The sequence below is a fragment of the Edaphobacter modestus genome, assembly GCF_004217555.1.
Taxonomy (GTDB): Bacteria; Acidobacteriota; Terriglobia; order Terriglobales; family Acidobacteriaceae; genus Edaphobacter; species Edaphobacter modestus.
In genome coordinates, this window is sequence record NZ_SHKW01000001.1 from 2509595 (window position 1) to 2529585 (window position 19991).

General features: G+C 55.5%; 17 protein-coding genes and 1 pseudogene. 15 read left to right on the forward strand and 3 right to left on the reverse strand.

Going from position 1 to position 19991, the window contains the following annotated elements; genetic code table 11:
* Nucleotides 1-2: 2 nt before the first annotated feature.
* Together BDD14_RS10555 and BDD14_RS10560 are read right to left on the reverse strand one after the other, a co-directional pair.
* On the reverse strand, nt 3-1316 hold the full coding sequence (locus BDD14_RS10555; RefSeq protein WP_130418769.1) for a DUF3300 domain-containing protein: 1314 nt from the start codon (nt 1314-1316) through the stop codon (nt 3-5).
* Between the two features lie 158 nt (nt 1317-1474).
* The gene (locus BDD14_RS10560; protein ID WP_130418770.1) at nt 1475-2578 is read right to left on the reverse strand and encodes an AI-2E family transporter; all 1104 of its coding nucleotides are present in this window, start codon (nt 2576-2578) and stop codon (nt 1475-1477) included.
* 735 nt (nt 2579-3313) lie between these two features.
* On the opposite strand from BDD14_RS10560, the gene ppk2 reads away from it, so the two are divergent.
* The 4 genes from ppk2 (at nt 3314) to BDD14_RS33000 (ending at nt 6933) form a co-directional block, all read left to right on the forward strand.
* Nucleotides 3314-4123 carry a polyphosphate kinase 2 gene (gene ppk2, locus BDD14_RS10565; protein ID WP_130418771.1) on the forward strand — a complete coding sequence of 270 codons (810 nt, stop codon included), beginning with the start codon at nt 3314-3316 and terminating at the stop codon, nt 4121-4123.
* Nucleotides 4124-4232: 109 nt separating this feature from the next.
* Nucleotides 4233-5921: a SulP family inorganic anion transporter gene (locus tag BDD14_RS10570; RefSeq protein ID WP_130418772.1), complete on the forward strand. Its 1689-nt coding sequence runs from the start codon at nt 4233-4235 to the stop codon at nt 5919-5921.
* A 152-nt stretch (nt 5922-6073) separates the two neighbouring features.
* Nucleotides 6074-6592: a VIT1/CCC1 transporter family protein gene (locus BDD14_RS10575; RefSeq protein WP_165420015.1), complete on the forward strand. Its 519-nt coding sequence runs from the start codon at nt 6074-6076 to the stop codon at nt 6590-6592.
* Entirely contained in the window at nt 6589-6933 is a 345-nt protein-coding gene (locus BDD14_RS33000; protein ID WP_242618286.1) for a hypothetical protein, read from the forward strand. The genes BDD14_RS10575 and BDD14_RS33000 overlap by 4 nt, the downstream gene beginning before the upstream one ends.
* 63 nt (nt 6934-6996) lie before the next feature.
* Here the strand turns inward: BDD14_RS33000 and BDD14_RS33005 are convergent.
* A pseudogene (locus BDD14_RS33005) lies at nt 6997-7321 on the reverse strand (transposase); the annotation flags it as partial.
* 221 nt (nt 7322-7542) lie between these two features.
* On the opposite strand from BDD14_RS33005, the gene atpB reads away from it, so the two are divergent.
* The 11 genes from atpB to BDD14_RS10635 all read left to right on the forward strand — a co-directional run bounded on the left by atpB (nt 7543) and on the right by BDD14_RS10635 (nt 19644).
* Nucleotides 7543-8517: a F0F1 ATP synthase subunit A gene (atpB, locus tag BDD14_RS10585; protein WP_130418775.1), complete on the forward strand. Its 975-nt coding sequence runs from the start codon at nt 7543-7545 to the stop codon at nt 8515-8517.
* Nucleotides 8518-8581: 64 nt separating this feature from the next.
* Entirely contained in the window at nt 8582-8770 is a 189-nt protein-coding gene (locus tag BDD14_RS10590; RefSeq protein ID WP_130418776.1) for an ATP synthase F0 subunit C, read from the forward strand.
* 56 nt (nt 8771-8826) lie between these two features.
* Nucleotides 8827-9372, forward strand: a complete 546-nt coding sequence (gene atpF, locus BDD14_RS10595; protein WP_130418777.1) for a F0F1 ATP synthase subunit B — start codon at nt 8827-8829, stop codon at nt 9370-9372.
* Nucleotides 9373-9393: 21 nt separating this feature from the next.
* Complete coding sequence (locus tag BDD14_RS10600) at nt 9394-9828, forward strand: F0F1 ATP synthase subunit delta (RefSeq protein ID WP_207231713.1); 435 nt, start codon at nt 9394-9396, stop codon at nt 9826-9828.
* A 32-nt stretch (nt 9829-9860) separates the two neighbouring features.
* Nucleotides 9861-11393 (forward strand): F0F1 ATP synthase subunit alpha, encoded by a 1533-nt coding sequence (atpA, locus tag BDD14_RS10605; protein WP_130418779.1) that lies wholly within the window; start codon nt 9861-9863, stop codon nt 11391-11393.
* Nucleotides 11394-11473: 80 nt separating this feature from the next.
* Nucleotides 11474-12340: an ATP synthase F1 subunit gamma gene (atpG, locus tag BDD14_RS10610; RefSeq protein WP_130418780.1), complete on the forward strand. Its 867-nt coding sequence runs from the start codon at nt 11474-11476 to the stop codon at nt 12338-12340.
* 45 nt (nt 12341-12385) lie between these two features.
* Nucleotides 12386-13789, forward strand: coding sequence for a F0F1 ATP synthase subunit beta (gene atpD, locus BDD14_RS10615; protein WP_130418781.1), 1404 nt, complete (start codon nt 12386-12388; stop codon nt 13787-13789).
* A gap of 53 nt (nt 13790-13842) precedes the next feature.
* Nucleotides 13843-14256 carry an ATP synthase F1 subunit epsilon gene (gene atpC, locus BDD14_RS10620; RefSeq protein ID WP_130418782.1) on the forward strand — a complete coding sequence of 138 codons (414 nt, stop codon included), beginning with the start codon at nt 13843-13845 and terminating at the stop codon, nt 14254-14256.
* A 201-nt stretch (nt 14257-14457) separates the two neighbouring features.
* Complete coding sequence (locus tag BDD14_RS10625; RefSeq protein ID WP_130418783.1) at nt 14458-15723, forward strand: acetate kinase; 1266 nt, start codon at nt 14458-14460, stop codon at nt 15721-15723.
* Between the two features lie 95 nt (nt 15724-15818).
* Complete coding sequence (locus tag BDD14_RS10630; protein WP_130418784.1) at nt 15819-16448, forward strand: histidine phosphatase family protein; 630 nt, start codon at nt 15819-15821, stop codon at nt 16446-16448.
* A gap of 781 nt (nt 16449-17229) precedes the next feature.
* Nucleotides 17230-19644: a phosphoketolase family protein gene (locus tag BDD14_RS10635; protein ID WP_130418785.1), complete on the forward strand. Its 2415-nt coding sequence runs from the start codon at nt 17230-17232 to the stop codon at nt 19642-19644.
* The last annotated feature ends 347 nt before the right edge of the window (nt 19645-19991 follow it).

Here is a 19991-nt window from a genome sequence, read left to right on the forward strand (position 1 = left end):
GCCTATCTCCTCCGTCCGCCGCCGCCGCCTCGGGACCCCATGCTGGCGGATCCCCGTGAACTGCTGGCTCGCGCGCTGCTTCCACTGTAGCCACCGGAGCCGCCGCCGAAAGCTCCGCTTCCGTGTGAGGAGCCGCCGCTGGGAACGCTTCGGTTACCGACGCGATCCGCGCCGCCACTGCTACGATCCATCGTGCCTGCCTGTGGCCGGTTGGCGCCGCCACTGCCACGATCCATCGTGCTTGCCTGTTGGCGGTTGGCGCCGCCACTGCCGCGATCCATCGTGCTTGCCTGTTGCCTGCCACCGGATTGCCCCTGGTTCTGGCGAGCGTTCGCCTGCCGCGTGGCCGTGGAATCGCCACGAGCAGTCCCGCCATATTGGTTCGCAGTGGCCCTGTTTGAGTAGGGAGCGCCTCCGCGGTGCTGAGGATTGTGCTGCCAGTTGTTCCCTCCGCCAGCGGGCTGCTGTGACGGACGGTTGACATTCGTTCTGTTGGAATTGTTTACGAAGCTGTTGTTCCTGTTGATGGTGATGTCATTGTTGCCGCCATGCCACCCACAGCCGTATCCCCAGCCGCCACCCCAGGCTGCCCCCATTGCCATTCCCACACCAAACGAAATGGCCATTCCCGCGACGTAGGCACCTACCGGAGGGTAGACGATCGGCGGATAGGGATAAACTGGCGGGCCGTAGACCACCGTGGGGTTATAGCTGGGAACGTAAATGACCTGAGGTTGAGCCTGCTCGATCACAACGACAGTTTTGTTCTCGACAGTCTTCGTTTCCACCTTTTGCTGTTCGGTGGATTTAAGGTTTCCCGCGTCCTTGGCTTTCGCGCGCATGCGCTGGACCGCGTCCATCACGTCACTTTGCTGCGACAGAAAGGCATTACCCAGGTCGGTGGTCCACTTGATGTTTTCTGCAAGTTGCTTGACCACATCAGGCAGCGGCGCCATCGCCTGGACGCTGGGGTCCCAGTCTTGTTTCTGTACTGCATCCACCAGTTCCTTATCCTTCAGGCCCTTGTGCTGCGGCAACCACTGCTGGAGTTGAATAATCTCCAGAGGATACGTGGAGGCAGCGAGAACCTGGGCCAGCAGCGGATCCGGATAGAGTGCGATTGGTGCCACCAGCGAATCCAATTGATCATTCGGAATCTTGGGCGGCGCGGGTTGCTCTTGCGGCGCATTCTGCTGGGGCGCCGATTGGGCATATGCCGCGAGATCGCCGGGCAACAGGAGCAATACACAGAGCAACGCTACCGCGCCGCGGACGCGACCAAACGGCGGCCTTGACTGGAGTATTCTCACGTTCATGGTTTACGACCTTTCCTCGCAGACTGCACTCCGAGTTGTTCGGGTCCGACTTTTTCACCGAAGTACGGTGGGGCGCCAATTCTACCCCTTCTTTTCTGTAGCGTCGATGATTGCTTTCTACAACATGGCCTTCATGGCATCTCGTCCACGAAGTTGTACTACTCTTCCTGAGCTCGCGGGGTTGCGTCTGGCGCAGATGCGATGTCTTCGTCCAGCCAGGCGTGGAATAGCTCGTATCCGACCGACAGAACAATTGCGCCGACGAAAAGGCCAATAATGCCCATCGCAATGAAGCCGCCTATCGCGCCCATGAAGACGATAAGGATGGGAACGGGGACACCTCGCCCGAGCAACAGCGGCTTCAGCACATTGTCGATGAGGGCAACGAAGATACACCAAATCAAGAAGGCCACCGATTTGGCGGTGCCCATGGTCGCAAAGACGTAGATCACGGCGGGGATGAGGGTCAGGGGTCCTACCTGGAGCACAGCGGCGATGAGGAACACCAGTGTCCATAGGCCCGCTCCGGGGAGTCGCACCACCAGAAACCCGAGACCGGCGAGCATGGATTGGATTAATGCAACGCCGAGGATGCCAGTGGTAACGCTGCGTATGGTCGCCTCGGCGAGTGCTTCAAACTGTTCGCCCTTGCTGCCGAAAAAGTGGATTGCGAGCTTTCGCGAAAGATTCGCACCCTGTCTGGAGTAGGCGAGAAGAAATCCCGCGACCACTATCGAGATGAAAAACTGCAACACGCCAATGCCAACTGCGGCAGAAGCTGAGAGTAGTCCGGCCGCAGCCCCTTTGAGTTGCGGAGCGAGGCTCTGGAGGGCGGCGGAAAAATTGGTATAAGCCAGGCCCCAGAGCTCGCTCAAACGTTTGCCGATGATGGGCCAGGTTGCGACGTTCGGTCGCGGCGGCGGAATGGTCAGGGTTCCGTTCTGAACACGGACCGCGAGACCTTGGAAGTCACCGATCAGCGTTTGAGCGAGGAGTGCAATCGGCACGATCACGACAGTGAGAAGAAGAACGGTAAAGAGGACGGCTGCAACCGTGCCTCGTTCACCGAGCAGCTTGTCCAGTCTGCGGTAAGCTGGGTAACCAGCAATAGCAATGGTCAGCCCCCAGGCGACCACGCCGATAAAGGGGCGCAGAATAAGGAAGCAGGTGGCGACTAGCAGAGCGATAAGGCTAAGGTGAATGAAGACTTCGAGAGCACGGCTCAGGTACCACTTGTCGGGCGCCGGTTGGCTAGAGGTCACGTTGGTTCCTCCTTCGTAGATTAGGCCCGCTCACTTGTCCAACTGTCCCCTGTTCCTCTGCTCCTCCATGAGCCGGCTACCGTTAGGCAACTCCTGATCACGTTCAAGGACTTTCCGCCGCGCCTGAAATCCGCTAGCGCCGGCGTTGATCAGTCACCAAGAAGCTGCAGGCGGACAGAGCGAAAACCAACCTGACTACTTCCCGCGCCGATTCGCTACTGGGCGGAACGCGGGCAAGTGAGTGAAATCTGATTTCCAATAGCGAAGCTTGAAACACCCCGAAGTATGACACGGGCAGCAAGATTGTTCCATGGGAGAAGTGGCCGAATCAGCAGAATTCCCGTGATTATCGATGGCGACGAACGCCTGAATAACTTCGTTTCGATGCAAAAACATAGCGCGAAGTTGTAACGGAAGAAATCGGGTGGGAACAGATAGATGAGACCCGCGCCGCGCCTTCTTTGCAACACCGAACGGGCGAGGTCAATAACGCAGACATAATGTCGTCGGCTTTGACATATGCCTGTTCTTATGGTTTACTTCCGGCTACATCGTCGGCCCCATGACTCTGACAGGATTGATCTAACGTGCTGCGAGTGGAGCAAATATGCTCAAGACAGACTCGACGGTAATAAGGTTGACGGTAATCTTGGTGGCCTAACACTCCACGACGGTAGGGACCAGAATCGTAGCTAGAGGTGCCCAAGCAGCACGTATATCCGAGTGAGGTGATTCATGGCCGACAAAGAGAACAGCCCGAATGAAGGCAGGCTGACTAACAAACAGTACATGAAGGAACTTCGACGCCTCCAGGCGGAGCTTTGCAAGCTTCAGGAATGGGTCAAATACAAGGGACTTCGCGTGATCGTCGTCTTTGAGGGGCGCGATGCCGCAGGCAAAGGAGGGACCATCCGCGCGCTCACCGAACGAGTGAGTCCCCGTGTGTTCCGGGTCGAAGCGCTACCTGCTCCCTCTGACCGCGAGAAGACTCAGATGTTCTTACAGCGCTATGTGGAGCGTTTTCCGTCTGGCGGCGAGATCGTAATCTTCGACCGAAGTTGGTACAACCGAGCCGGCGTAGAGTTCGTGATGGGCTTCTGTACCAAGGAGCAACATCGCATTTTTCTTGAACAGGCTCCTCAGATAGAGCAGTACATCGTGAATGCCGGCATCGTCCTTATCAAGTACTGGCTGGAAGTGGGTGCTGATGAGCAGGAACGGCGATTCAAAGCACGAATCGCCGATCCGCTGCGGCAATGGAAGCTGAGCCCGATGGATCTTGAGTCATTCCGTCGCTGGTATGACTATTCAAGGGCGCGGGATGCCATGCTCAAGGCATCCGACAGCAAGCATGCTCCGTGGTTCGTCGTTCGTTCTGATGATAAGAAAAAAGCACGCCTCAACTGTATCGCGCATTTCCTGAGCAAGATTCCCTATGGAAAGGTTCCGCGGGAAAAAGTGAAGCTGCCACCCCGGGATAGCCGCAAACGATATGACGATCAGACCCCGCTGAAGAAGATGCACTACATTCCCGAGATTTATTGACAGTGCTCGCACAAAATGTCTTGAACAGACGCACAATGATTTGCTTTATCGCTCGGGAAATGAGGTTCATATCTCGCGGTGCGGTTCGGCAGGTGCTTAGGAGAAATGAATGTCTCGGCGCGCAATATCCCAGTTTCTTCCTATCAGTGACTGGCTGCCTGACTGCACACCGAAAACCATACGTGGGGACGTAATCGCAGGCATTGCGCTTGCAGGATTGCTGGTCCCGGAGGGAATGGCTTATGCGGGCATCGCCGGAGTCCCGCCGCAGATGGGCTTGTATGCCGCGATGGCGGGAATGTTTACCTACGCGCTCTTTGGGACGTCGCGACAACTCGCGGTTACGCCTACATCTTCATCCGCAGCCATGCTTGCCGCCCTTGTGGCTCCGATTGCCGTTGGTGACTCCACGCGATATGTTGTGCTCGCTTCAGGCGCTGCGATTGCAGTGGGCGTCATCTTCCTGGTAGGTGGTCTGCTCAAGCTGGGAGCTGTGTCGGAGTTCATTTCCAAGCCAGTTCTCAAGGGCTTTGTCTTCGGACTCGCGCTCACCATCATGGTGAAGCAGGCCCATAAGCTCACTGGCATCTCTGCAGGACAGGGAAATTTCTTCCATTTAGTGTGGCATGTGATCACCTCACTTAATGAGGCAAATCTGTGGGCGTGTGCAGTCGGAGCAATTGCGATTGCCGTGATGGTCCTCCTGGGTGCATTTGCCCCCCGAGTGCCATCGGCCCTAGTGGTGCTGGTCCTCGGCGTTCTATCTGTCTCATGGTTCGGTCTGCAACAGCATGAGGTGGAGGTCGTCGGTACGATTCAAGCCGGAATGCCCTCGGTGAGCCTGCCCAGGATCGGTGAAGACCAGCTGACGGATGTCTTCGTGGGGGCCATCGGAATTGTGCTCGTGCTCACCGCCGAGTCTCTCGCTGCCGGCCGAACGTTTGCTGCAAAGCATAAATCTGAGATCAATCCCAATCAGGAGCTCTGCGCGATGGGAGCGGCAAACATCGCATCAGGTCTATTAGGCGGCATCATCGTTGGTGGGGGCATGTCTGGCACAGCCGCCAACGACAGCAGTGGAGCCCGAACTCAGCTTTCCACCATCACGTCTTCGATTTTTGTCGGCCTTACACTGGCTTACTTGCTACCCCTTATCCGCAATCTCCCGGAGGCTGTTCTAGGGGCGATTGTCGTCCATGCTGTCGCACACCTGGCTGACGTGGGCACGCTCAAGTACTATGCGAAGCTCCGCAGTGGAAGTTTCTGGGTTGCGCTCGTCGCCCTGTTCGGTGTTCTGCAAATGGGAATTCTTAGGGGGTTGATTTTCGCAGTCGGTATAACCCTGGTGATCGTGATGCGAAAAGTCAGCGCTCCACAGGACTCTGTACTGGGCAGGCTAGCGGGCTCCGGGAATTTTGTCGATGTTGATCGTCATCCTGGGGCTGAGCAGATTCCATACCTATTGATCTTTCGGCCAAATGGCATGTTGTTCTTTGCGAACGCGAATCGCATTCGCAACCGGCTGCGCGAGTTGATGAGGTCCGCTGATGTACCCCTCCGGGCGGTTTTGATGAACCTCGAAGCTTCTCCGGAAATAGATGTAACCAGTCTTGAAATGCTCGAGCAGTTGCGGGATGAATTAGAGGAGTCGGGTGTTGCGCTCTACTTTGCGCGTGTCGCGGACCGGGCTCGTAATCTTTTCGATCGCAGCGGATTTACAGAACGCGTTGGGGCGAATCAGATCTTTCCTGGGGTCGATTCAGCCGTCAACGCATTTCTCAAAGGCGGCGAAGTCTGACCAAGCCCATGTATGGAAAATTAACGAAATCCGGGAAGCATCTCCTTGATCCCATGGAGAGGGTTTCCGAAGTGCTGTTTGGACTGATCATGGTGCTCACCATAACTTGCTCGTTCAGCATTGCCGGAGCCGGCCGAACAGAGGTGCGCCAGATGCTCATCGGCGCGCTCGGTTGCAATCTGGCCTGGGGCACCATCGACGCAGCGATGTATTTGATGGCCCGCTTTAGCGAGCACGGACAAGGCATCGTGGCGCTGAGAGCGGTGCGCGCGGCACCGGATCCAAAGCGTGCATATCGAATCATTGCCAACGCTATGCCGCCCTTGCTCGCGTCCGTTGTGTCTCTCGCGCAATTCGAAGAGATGCGGCAGAAGTTGATCCAGACGCCGGAATTGCCGTCGCGCCCGCGGCTCAGCAAAGACGATTGGCTTGCCAGCTTAGGTGTGTTTCTACTGGTTCTGACTGCAACGCTTCCGGTCGTACTGCCATTCATTTTTATTCGCGAAACCACGCGGGCCCTACGGATATCGAACGCGATAGCGATCGCCACGCTGTTTGCTGCGGGATATGCCTTTGGATGCTATTCCGGGCATCGGCCGGTGGCGATGGGCATGTTGATGGTGATTGTCGGAAGCGCGCTGGTTGGAATGACGATCGCACTTGGAGGATGAAAACCACACGACAATTCAGGTTGGTAGTCCTGGGTGCTGCATTCTTCGCGGGGAGTGCAGCGGCTCAGATTGCACCGGCTAACCCGGCGGAAAAGTCGTCCGGATCGCCTTCGAATGAGTGGTCCTTTTCCCTCGGGGCACTTGGATACCTGGTGCCGAACGACCTGTCTTATGGTTCCCCGATCTTCAATGCCGACCACAAATGGCTTCAGACTGCACTCGATGTTCAGCGAGGAGTGTCTCTGGGCTTTGCCTACCGCAAGATGGATTACACGACGTATATTTTCAACGCCGGTTGGGCTGATCCAACTATGGTCATCGCATTGACTTACAAATTCTGACCCCCAATACGCAGAACGATATGCGCCTTCAGACCGATGTACCACTGGTTGCCTTGCGCGTCTACGGAACTTGCAGATCGTCGCCTCATCCGACGCGATGCCCGGCCCAGGTCCCACGACTGCAAGCCGCCGCAGCGCGGGCGACTCGTACAGCGCCACTTCCGCGCCCGGATCGCTCAGGTTGAACCACTGCTCACAAAGTAAATCCGCAGCATGATCCCCCACCCACAGGCGGATGCCCATTCTCTCCCTTCGGATAGTGCGGCTCCACCAGCGCTTCCAGCTCTGCCCAGGGCACCACCCGATCCATCTCTTCCAGAAATAACTCCCGCCGAAATTTCCTTGCGTACTTCTCGAGACTCCTCTGGCACGCCAATGTCTGTCGCACGTGCTTCCTTCCCCCGATCACAACCTTATTCGCACAGACTGGATAGTGGAGTTCTTCAGAAGTTCCTAGCAATTTTGCCAGTTTACAGGCACTAGGTATGACCGCTACTATTTGCGCGTTGATCCTAGGAAGATTGTCTCCTCTGCGAGGCACAATCTTTCGTAGCGCGATGAGCGAGTGCGTTCCATTGATCGCGGATGAATATATAAGCAGGAGAACTGATGCGCTCGCTCCCTTCGAACTCGAGCACTTCACTGCTACTATTCTGCTTCGCGGCTGTGCTCATCAGTCTGACCGCTAGCATCGCGCTGGCAATTGACACTGGATCGAAGTTTGCCTCAGACACCACCGCACAACATGAGGCACCTGAACAGACGTCTGAGCCGGAAGAACATGGCTTATCTCAAAAAGCAGTGGAAATCGCACGCTTCCATAATTTCCCGATCACTAATTCCATGGTTCTGAGTTGGGTCGTGGCTTTGAGCCTGATCGTATTTGCTCAGTTTGCTACAAGAAACATGCAGCAGGTTCCTGCCGGCGCGCAGAACTTTCTTGAATGGATTGTTGAAGGCCTGTACAAGTTTATGGCCGGAATTATTGGTTCTCATTTAGTGAGCCGGACATTCTGGTTCTTTGCATCCATCTTTATCTTTATTCTCTCTGCCAATTGGATGGGACTTATTCCAGGAATAGGAACGATTGGGTGGGGCCATCCGACCTCTCATGGCTTCAAGATCGATCAACCCTTACTTCGCGGCACTAATGCTGACGTCAATATGACGTTTGCGATGGCCCTGGTCTACTTTGCCTGCTGGCTTGTCTGGGCTTTTCAAGAAATTGGTGCGCGTGGATTTATCAAGGAGTTGTTTGCGCCCAAGGGCGAGAGCACTGGTGCGCTGAAGCTGCTGATGGGTATTGTGTTCTTTGTGGCTGGCTGTCTAGAGGTCGTCTCAATTTTATTCAGGCCAGTCTCTCTAAGCTTTCGCCTCTACGGCAACGTATATGCCGGGGAGAACCTATTGGAAGCAATGGTTAGGCTTGTCCCTGGTTTTGGCTGGTTGGTGGCCATTCCGTTTTATTTCATGGAAGTGCTGATGGGTCTAGTTCAGGCGCTAGTCTTCATGTTACTGACTGCGGTCTTCACGATGCTGATTTGCCAGCATGAGGCTAAGGCACCGGAGGCCGTACACGGTTGAGACACCAATTTCAACGATTGCCTATGTAATTGCAGGCAACTGTGAGAAGGAAAGGAAAACTGTTATGAACGGAAGCCTGCACGTTGGACTGGCAGCGCTGGGCGCGGCTATTGGCGTGGGTTTGATCGGGATGAAAGCTTCAGAAGCAGTGGGACGCAATCCTGATGCTTCCACGAAGATTCTTGTTCAATCGATTCTGGCAATTGCTTTCGCAGAAGCGATCGTATTCTACGCCCTGTTCTTGGTTAGGTAAGGAGGAGCCGTGGGTGCAGGGCAAGGCTATCCGACGCCCAACCACATGAGACGACTATGAATACTCTAGTTTTGCTGGCACAAACGAACAGTGGAGAACAGATCCAAAAGATCGCCACGGACTTTGGCGTGGACTGGCCACATCTAGTTGCCCAGATCATCAGCTTTTCCATTGTCTGTATTCTTCTTCAACGCTTTGCCTATAAACCTATCCTCAGGGCGCTCGAGGAACGACGTCAAAAAATCGCCCAAGGGTTGGATGATGCAAAGAAAATATCGGAAGAACTGGCGCAGACCGAGATGCAGCGCCGGGAGATATTGAGGCAGGCCGACGCGCAGGCGGCCAAACTGATTGAGGAAGCACGTGCTGCAGCTGGCCGGGTGAAAGAAGCGGAAACGCAGAAGGCCATAGCCGAGGCGCAACAGATCGTTGCCAAGTCGCGCGAAGCGACTGCACAAGACTATGCCCGAATGATCGAAGAGCTAAAGAAAGAAGTCGGCCGATTGGTTGTGAAGACAACCGCCAATGTCACTGGCAAGATTCTCACGCCAGAAGATCAGCGGCGCCTGTCCGAGGAGACAGCAAGAAATTTAGCCGCTTAACGAGGCCAAGAAGCGATCGTGATGACTAAGAAACAATCCGCGCGTGAAGCTAAGCAAATGTTCCGTTTGTGCGTCGTCAACGGGGTGTTGGATGAGGCGCGTGTGCGCCAGGTACTGCAAGCGGTGCTCCAGTCCCGACGGCGCGGTTATTTGTTGTTGCTGGAGGACTTTCAGCGGTTGGTCAAACTTGACCATGATCAGCATATGGCAAAAGTCGAGAGCGCCGTGCTAATGCCCGCTGATTTGCAGGCCAATGTACGCAGCGGATTGACGAGCGCGTACGGTTCAGGGATAACGATTGCGTTCTCCGTCAACCCGGCATTGATTGGAGGGATGCGCATTCAAGTGGGTAGCGATGTCTACGATGGGAGCGTGCAGTCTGGGTTAGATGCATTGCGGAGAAGTTTCGGGATTGAAGGAACGAACGGAAGAAACACTGAGATCGTATCCCCATAAGGTATGGGGAGCGCTAACCAGGTGAAGGCTATATGGCTGACATACTGAAGGAACTCGAGGATCAAATTGCCGGCGTCAAGGCAACAACCGCCAAGCAGAATGTGGGTATCATCCGTGAAGTTGGTGATGGTGTAGCCCGGGTGGAAGGACTTACAGATGCCATGCTCAATGAGATGCTCGACATGGGTCATGGAATCACCGGCTTAGCGCTAAACCTGGAAGAGACCGAGGTCGGAGTCATTATTCTAGGCGACTATACCCGGCTTGAAGAGGGAGATCAGGTTCGCACAACGGGAAAATTGTTGCAGGTACCAGTTGGTATGGGGTTGTTGGGGCGTGTTGTAAATACGCTTGGGGAGCCCGTGGATGGGAAAGGTCCAGTGAAGAGCACCGTTGCCTATCCGGCTGAGAAAATGGCTCCCGGCATCATCCGGCGTCGCCCTGTCAGCCAACCTGTGCAAACCGGCATCATAGCTATCGATGCGATGATTCCGATCGGACGCGGCCAGCGTGAATTGATCATCGGTGATCGGTCGACAGGCAAGACGACGATATGCATCGATACCATCATCAGCCAAGCTCGCCTTAACCGGGCCGCTGAAGCCGCAGCCGACAAAGACTATCGCCCTCTCTACTGCATCTATGTAGCGATTGGTCAGAAACAATCGAACATTGCCCGTATCATTACTGTCCTTGAAGACGCTGGTGCAATGCAGAACACCATCATCGTTGCATCTCCTGCTTCGGATTCCGCTACCAATCAGTATCTTGCCCCATTTGCGGGTGCTGCGATGGGCGAGTGGTTCATGGACAATGGTATGGACGCATTAATCATCTTTGATGATCTGTCCAAACACGCGGTGGCTTACCGACAGATTTCACTTGTATTGAAGCGGCCCTCCGGGCGTGAAGCGTATCCGGGTGATGTGTTTTATCTCCACAGTCGATTGCTCGAACGCGCGGCACGCGTAGGAGAAAAATATGGCAACGGTTCACTCACAGCCCTGCCCATTATTGAAACGCAGGCGGGTGACGTTTCCGCCTATATTCCTACCAACGTCATTTCGATCACCGATGGGCAGATCTATTTGGAAACAGATTTGTTTTATCAGGGAGTTCGTCCGGCCATTTCGGTTGGCCTCTCCGTGTCCCGCGTGGGTTCAGCCGCGCAGCTCAAGGCCGTGAAGCAAGTTGCCGGACAGCTCAAAGGGGACCTCGCCCAATTTAGGGAATTGGCGGCCTTCGCACAGTTCGGTTCGGACCTCGATGCTAAGACGCAGGCGCAGATCGACCGAGGCAAGCGTCTCGTCGAACTCTTCAAGCAATCACAGTACAGCCCGATTTCCGTTGAAATCCAGGTCGCTGTGATTTGGGCGGCCCAAAATGGGTACTTGGATGATGTGCCTGTGGAGCGGGTCAAGGAGTTCCAAGCCAAGTTGACTGAGTTTCTGAACACGCGCAAGGCTGAGTTGCTGCAGAGTATTGCCACCGAAAAGACGCTATCTCAAGTCTTGATCGGGGAGTTGAAGGCAGCGGCTGATCAGTTCAAAGAGACCTGGAGATGAACACGCATCTATTTCGCGACTAAGGAGCTGGCCGTCAGCATTCGGGAGTCCTGTTCCCGCGCGGCTATTAAACATATCGTATGAGCAGCCCACACGAATTGCGACGACGAATCCGCTCCATTAGCGGTACTGCGCAGATCACCAAAGCGATGGAGATGGTGGCGGCTTCGAAGATGCGCAAGGCCCAGGAAAGTGCTCTTGCCGGACGGCCTTTCGTTTACCGACTATACCGAATCCAGAGAGAAGCGACGACGCGGATGGGAGATTTTAGCCATCCTCTGCTCGAAGTGCGCGAAGTCCGTAAACGCGCGATCATACTCATTGGCGCGGATAAGGGCTTGTGCGGAGCGCTTAACAGCAATTTGTTCCGCCTGGCCGCTGAGTTCGATACTCAATCAACACTTTTCATCACCGCGGGGAAGGTAGCTGCGCAGTTCATTGCCCAGACTCATCGACAACTGGTGGCGGAGTTTGCTTATGGGGATACACCGCGGTTCACCGAGGCAAGGGCAATTGCCGCCTATGCCCGCGACCTCTTTTTGAAGCGAGAAGTGGATCAGGTGCAGGTCATTGCTACTCGTTTCATCAACACACTCACTCAGCAGCCGCTCTGTCTTGAATATCTTCCTGTGGCTGAAATCAAGGGACTGAAAATTCCGGGCACAAGGCCGGAAGAGGAACTTATAGCGGATACCACAGAGGCTTTGTTTGAGCCGAGCCCGGAGGTTGTAATGGGCTATCTGCTTTTGCAATATCTCGATATTTATATCTATCAGGTTTTGCTGAACGCTAAAGCCAGTGAGCAAAGCGCGCGCATGGTGTCGATGAAGAATGCCACAGATAGTGCTGAAACCCTCATCAACGATTTGACTCTCGAATATAACAAACTGCGGCAAGGCAATATCACGCAAGAGCTGCTGGAGATTGCCGGCGGACAGTCCGATTAAAGGAAATGCTATAGATGATCCGCCAATTGCGACGAGGTATGAGTTATGAACAAAGGCAAGATTGTGAGGGTCGTCGGTCCAGTGGTAGATGTCGAATTTACTGATGGTATACCCGCGATTTACAACGCATTGACCTGCGAATGTACGATTCAGAACCAGCCTGTTACGTTGACTCTTGAAGTGCAGCAGCATCTCGGGGATAAGTGGATCCGGGCGATCTCTATGTCCGGCACTGAAGGCCTCAAACGCGGCTTCGACGTCACGGATAGTGGTGGCCCAATATCCGTGCCCGTCGGAGAAGGCGTTATGGGCCGGGTACTCGATGTGACCGGGCACCCTGTCGATGAGCGCGGACCGGTCCGAGCGGAAAAATATTATCCGATCCACCGGCCGCCACCACCGCTCGTGGACCAATCGACTTCCCCACAGGTGCTCTCCACCGGTATCAAAGTGATTGACTTGATCTGCCCATTTTTGAAGGGTGGAAAAGTGGGCGCGTTCGGCGGCGCCGGAGTGGGAAAGACGGTTGTCATCATGGAGTTGATTAACAACATCGCCAAACTTCATGGTGGCGTGTCTGTATTTGCAGGTGTTGGCGAGCGCACGCGGGAAGGCAACGACCTTTACCACGAAATGTGCGAGGCAGGAGTGATCAAACAGGACAATCTGAGCGAATCTAAGATCGCCCTGGTGTATGGCCAGATGAATGAACCGCCTGGTGCTCGACTCCGCGTGGCCTTATCCGGCCTTGCTATCACCGAGTTTTTCCGCGACGAGAGAAATCAGGATGTGTTGCTCTTCATCGATAACATCTTTCGCTTTTCTCAGGCTGGCTCGGAGGTGTCGGCTTTGCTCGGCCGGACCGCCAGCGCCGTTGGGTACCAGCCGACGCTGGCCGCCGAGATGGGCGCCCTTCAGGAACGTATTACATCTACGAAGAAAGGTTCGATCACATCGTTCCAGGCGGTATATGTTCCGGCTGACGACCTGACCGATCCGGCACCCGCAACGACCTTCGCGCACTTGGACGCGACCATCGTACTCGAGCGCTCCATTGCCGAATTGGGTATTTACCCGGCGGTGGATCCCTTGGCTTCGACTTCCCGTGCGCTGGCTCCTGAAATCGTGGGCCAGGAGCATTACGAAGTAGCGCGAGGAGTGCAGAAGATGCTTCAGCGGTTCAGAGATTTACGTGACATCATTGCGATTCTGGGTATGGATGAATTGTCACCGGCAGACAAGGTCACCGTGCTCCGCGCTCGCAAGATTCAACGTTTTCTAAGCCAGCCATTCAGCGTGGCGCAAGTATTCACGAGCCGCGAAGGTAAACAGGTTCCTGTGGTTGAGACCGTCCGTGCTTTCAAGGAAATTCTGGAAGGCAAACATGACGATGTGCCCGAAGGCAACTTCTACATGAAGGGCACGATTGAGGAGATAAGGCAGGACTGAGAGGGCACGGCGTCCATGTATGCGAGACCGCAACGCCAAGGACCAAGTGAAAGATGGCCAACACAACAAAACTCGAAATTGTAACACCGGAAGCCCTGGTTTACTCCGCGGAAGTGGACATGGTCTCGATTCCCTCGGTAGAGGGTCGGCTAGGAGTCCTCCCTCACCACGTGCGCTTGATGGCTCAACTAGTGCCAGGCGAAATGGTTGTGCATAAAAGCGGGCACATGGAGTTTCTAGCTGTCGGTGAAGGGCTTGTCGAGGTCACCGGCTCCAATGTCTTTGTCGTAACTAACATGGCAATTGCTGTGGACAAAATCGATGAAGCGAAGGTCGAAGAAGCCCGCCAGCGCGCCGCTGCCCGACTCCGCGAGAAAATTTCTTCCGAGGAAGTGGCTTCTGTCAACGCATCTCTGGCCCGCTCACTGGCGCAACTGCGAGTCAAACGACGCCATCACCGCGAGTGAATCCAAGATGTCGATCCACTCCACGAAGGGGGCGAGGTCGGGTACTTACTCTATGCGAACGAGCACTGCACGGTTAAGATGTACGTTCTCGGCTGGAAATGGCCGTACTGGACACCGGGATCTTGTGGTCGAGCCTGGTCGCGCCGGATCAATGCCCAAACTCATGGCGCTACACCAACACGACCAGTCGGTAACGTGCAGATGAACGTTCTCGTACTCAACTCGGGAAGCTCCAGTCTAAAGTTCCAGCTGATCGCCACGGATCTTGGCCGGATCACCGAGAACAAGGATGAGCGCTTGTGCCGCGGACAAGTCGAGCAGATAGGAGGAGAAGCGATCGTCACGGTCCACACGCGAAGTGGCACCAGACAGAAGTCTACAGCTTCACTTTTCGATATTTCGAGGTCGTTGGAATACCTGGTACGGTGGATCGCGTCAGACGAATCAGAAATAATGGAAGTCCGGTCTCCGTCCGATATCCATGCCGTTGGACACCGCGTGGTTCACGGGGGCGAATTGTTCACCGAATCCACCGTGATCACTGACGAGGTGTTAAAGGGAATCGAGGAATGCATCGATTTAGCTCCCCTGCACAACCCCAACAACATCAAGGGTATTTTGGCGTCGCGGCAAGTATTCGGTCCAAAACTGCCTCAGGTCGCAGTTTTTGACACCTCCTTCCATCATTCGATCCCAGAGCATGCATACCTCTACGCCCTGCCCTATCACTTGTATAAACGCCACCACATTCGTCGTTACGGATTTCATGGAACGTCTCACCGATATGTGGCCGACCGATACAGGGCCTTGCGTGCGGTAACCGAAGAACAGACTCATATCATCACGCTCCACCTGGGCAATGGCTGCTCTGCTACGGCCATTCGAGGTGGCCGCTCTGTGGATACTTCGATGGGCATGACGCCGCTGGAGGGTCTGGTAATGGGGACCCGCTCTGGCGATATCGATCCAGCCGTCGTGAACCTCATCGCCAGGAAAGAAGGCCTGTCCACACACGAAGTGGATGCTCTACTCAACAACCAGTCCGGATTGCTGGGCATCTCGGGGCTGACAAACGATATGCGTGTGTTGCTGCAGGAATCAAGAGATCAAGATCACCGCCGGGCACAGCTTGCCATTGAGGTCTTTTGTTACCGCGCAAGAAAATACATTGGTGCATTTCTTGCGTGCATGGGCGCCGCGGATGCGATTGTCTTCACCGGAGGGATCGGAGAGAACTCGCCCGACATCCGCGCCCGGATCTGCAATGGGCTTGAATGGGCTGGTTTGAGGCTGGACGACAGCAGGAACAAGCGGATGGTCGGATTAGAAGGGCAGATCAGTTGTGATGATTCGAGCCTGCATGCATTCGTAATTCCGACCGACGAGGAGCTCCTGATCGCACGCGATACCGTCCGTTGCATTCTGAGTGAGCGGTCGCCGAGAGTCGAGGAACTGCGGATCCAATGAGGATCATTTGCGCTCATTTTCTTCGGAGGCGTCGATGACCACGTTCGGTGGCTTTCGGAATGGCATTCGTCGACAACACTAGGGGGAACGAACCGATGAAAAACGAACTGCCGATCGTTTATTTGGCGCGGCACGGTGAAACCGCATGGAGCCTGTCGGGGCAACACACCGGCCTAACCGACCTCCCTCTCACCAGGCAGGGCGAGCGCACCGCCCGCCAACTCGGGGAACGTCTCAAGGGACTGATTTTCGCAAAAGTATTCACCAGCCCATTGCAGCGAGCGCGGCAGACTTGTGAACTGTCAGGGTTTGGCGCGGTGGCTGAGATCGATCCTGACCTCGTCGAGTGGAACTATGGCAAATATGAAGGCCGCCGGGGTGACGAGATCCGCGCGGAGCGCCCAGACTGGAACTTGTTCCGCGACGGCTGCCCTGGAGGCGAAACGCCTCAGCAAGTCAGCGCCCGTGCGGACAGCGTTGTCAGCCGAGTGCGCGCGATTCCTGCAAACGTACTACTTTTCACAAGCGGGCATTTCATGCGGATATTGGCGTCGCGTTGGCTCGGGCTCGAACCGACAGCCAACAGCAGATATTTCATGTTGAGTACGGCGAGCCTCAGTGCCGTGGGCTACGAAAACAATATTTCCCGGCCGGTGATCCGATTCTGGAACGACACTCGCCATGTGGACATTGAGCCCGAGATAGCGGCGCACGCCAGTCCGTGACACGACGCGAAGGAACCCCGTGGAGGCAGGTTGACTTCAAGAAAGGAAGACTCCGATGAGTACAAAGGGCATCGCGGCAAGCGGGGCAAAGGCAGCGGAGGAAGATCCGTCCAAACTTCTCAAACAATACGGGTGCGACCCCATTCAGTTTAGGGGGACCGACGGGCTTTACGAACGGCATCTTCACTTCGACAATGCGATCGACGAGAAGCAGCTCGCTAACTACCAAAGATCACCAGATCCGGCCTCGCCGACCGATGCGGCGCGGCTGTCGCTGGTGCGCTCTGGTCTCGGCTCTTTGACTGGAAGGAAGCGCTCGCCATTGGCGCCTAGTATTTTTGACAGTTGCTCTCCTTCCAGAACTCCTTCATCCTTCTTTCACCACTGTATCGAAAAATCTCGTACCTCAAGTGTCGCTTGTGGTAGTATGCCGGCCAGAGATTTTCTAACCTTCGTCGGTTGCACGATCCTCAGGCACATCGTGGCGCCTCGGCGATCGGAGAAGGCGACCAGCGGCCCAACGAGACGGTACAAGGGCGGGGCCAGAGAACGGTTGTGTCGGGTCAAAGTACTCGTAAACCGAGGCGGGAAACAGCTAAGTGATTGGGTTTGGGTACCTACCTCAAGGCAGCTTAGCCGCTGACCGCTCACCTGTCGCAATCCGAATAACATCGAGAATGCATGGGCCGAATGAGTTTGGACAACCACCAACAGAGACGGTCATTTAGCACGTGCGTCGCTCTTGGCTGGTAACCGCAGGCAGCAACGATTTGGAGGAGTCATGGGAGCAACACTCAGTAATGTGAATGCACCAAAGACGCGCGGGGTCAGCCCAAGTACCACGCTATCCACCGAGGAGCTTCGCAAGATAAATGCCTATTGGCGAGCGTGCAATTACCTTGCCGCGGGCATGATTTATCTGCGCGACAATCCCCTGCTTCGCGAACCCCTGAAGGCAGAGCACGTCAAGAACCGGCTACTGGGCCACTGGGGTTCAAGTACCGCTCTGAGCTTTTCCTATGTTCACCTCAATCGCCTCATCAACAAATACGATCTCAACACCATCTTCCTTGCCGGACCTGGCCACGGCGCGCCGGGCGTGCTGGGGCCGGTTTATTTGGAGGGCACCTATTCGGAGATTTACCCAACCAAGAGCGAAGACAAAGAAGGGATGTGCGCGTTCTTCAAGGAGTTCTCCTTCCCAGGCGGTATCGGCAGTCACTGCACTCCCGAAACGCCGGGCTCTATCCATGAAGGGGGCGAGTTGGGTTACAGCGTCTCCCACGCTTTCGGAGCTGCCTTTGACAATCCCGACCTTCTGGTGGCGGTCGTGGTGGGTGATGGGGAAGCAGAGACCGGGGCATTAGCCACCTCCTGGCACTCTGACAAATTTCTGAATCCCATTCGCGACGGCGCCGTGCTGCCGATCCTCAATCTGAATGGCTACAAGATCAATAACCCTACGCTCCTCGCGCGCGTGTCCCACGAGGAACTGGACGACCTATTCAAAGGTTACGGTTGGGATCCGCATTTCGTGGAGGGCGACGATGTGGAGTTGATGCATCAGAAAATGGCGAGCACTCTGGAGGACTGCGTGTTACAGATTCGCGGCATTCAGGAAGAGGCCCGCGCCAGTGGCAAACCGAGCCGGGCGCGTTGGCCCATGATCGTGCTGCGCACCCCGAAGGGGTGGACCGGCCCAAAAGAAGTGGATGGCCACAAAGTAGAGGGTTCCTGGCGTGCCCACCAGGTACCTCTGGCCGGCGTACGCGAGAATCCCGCCCATTTGAAGTTGCTGGAAGACTGGCTGCGTAGCTACCGACCGGAGGAGTTGTTCGATGAAAGCGGGCGGCTGATCTCAGAGTTAAGAGCACTTGCCCCCACAGGTACACGCCGAATGAGCGCCAATCCTCATGCCAATGGGGGTTTGCTGCGAAAAGCCTTGCGTCTGCCTGACTTCCGGGACTATGCGATCCAAGTGGAAAAGACCGGGCAGACTGCGGCGGAGAACACGCGTCCCCTCGGCCGATTTTTGCGCGACATCATGCGCCAAAATCCGAGTAACTTTCGGGTTTTCGGGCCCGACGAAAATACCTCGAACAAGCTCGATGCAATCTACGAGGTGAGCAAGAAACTGTGGCTGGCCGACTACCTGCCGGAAGATGCCGACGGAGGCGAGTTGTCTCCCGATGGCCGAGTCCTTGAGATGCTCTCCGAGCATACCCTGGAAGGCTGGTTTGAAGGCTACCTTTTAACAGGTCGACACGGATTCTTCTCCACATACGAAGCTTTTGTCCATGTCATCGACTCCATGTTCAACATGCATGCTAAGTGGCTCGCGAGCTCTGCGGAGCTAACCTGGCGTGCACCCGTGTCCTCGCTCAACTTGCTGATTACCTCCACTGTCTGGCGACAGGATCACAACGGCTTCACCCACCAGGACCCGGGGTTCCTCGACCTGGTGGTCAACAAGAGCCCGGATGTTTGTCGGATCTACCTGCCGCCAGACGTAAATACCCTGCTGAGTGTCGCCAATCACTGTCTTAAGAGCACGGGTTATATCAACGTCATTGTGTCCGACAAGCAGAAGCACCTGCAGTACATGACCATGGACGAGGCCATTACGCATTGCACCAAGGGCGTCAGCATCTGGCAGAAGGCGAGCAACGACGAAGGCTCGGAACCTGATGTGGTGATGGCCTGCGCGGGCGACATTCCAACCAAGGAGGCGCTGGCGGCCGTAGTGCTGCTTCGTGAGCACTTCCCCAATCTTAAGATCCGCTTCGTGAACGTCGTGGACCTCTACAGACTCGTCCCCTCGACGGAGCACCCCCACGGCCTCTCGGACAGGGACTTCGACAGCTTGTTCACGAAAGACAAACCTATCATTTTCAACTTCCACGGTTACCCCTGGTTGATCCACCGCTTGACCTACCGACGTACCAATCACAAGAACCTGCACGTGCGCGGCTACAAGGAAAAAGGAAACATCAACACGCCGCTCGATTTGGCGATCCAGAACCAGATCGATCGTTTTAGCCTGGCAATCGACGTTATTGACAGGGTGCCCGTACTACAAGCGGCCGGCGCCCACGCCAAAGAAATACTGCGCAATATGCAGATCAACTGCCAGAACTACGCTTACGAACACGGCGTAGATAAGCCTGAGGTGGATCAATGGACTTGGCCGGGCTGAAACAAGTTCGGTACGTCGCTCGAGGGTGAGTCTTGAGTCTAGCGATGAGAAAGGCAGACTCCTCGGATCGCCTGAACAGTTCCAGACGGTTCAAAATGGGTTGGGGCTGACTGTGGCATGAGAATCGGGCGCTCCAACCTAAGGTCGTTAGCGTGGCCGGAGGAGTAAGTAATGGGTGAAAGACTTCCGATTGGTTACCTGGCTCACGACGGCGAGACTTCACGGAGTCTGCCCCTTCAGTACACCAGAGCAGTGAGATCAAAGCCAGGTCAGTGCCCGCGCGGACAGACGGTGGCTTGGGCTCGAACCGACTGCCAACAGCGGGCATGTCATGTTGAAAACGGGGA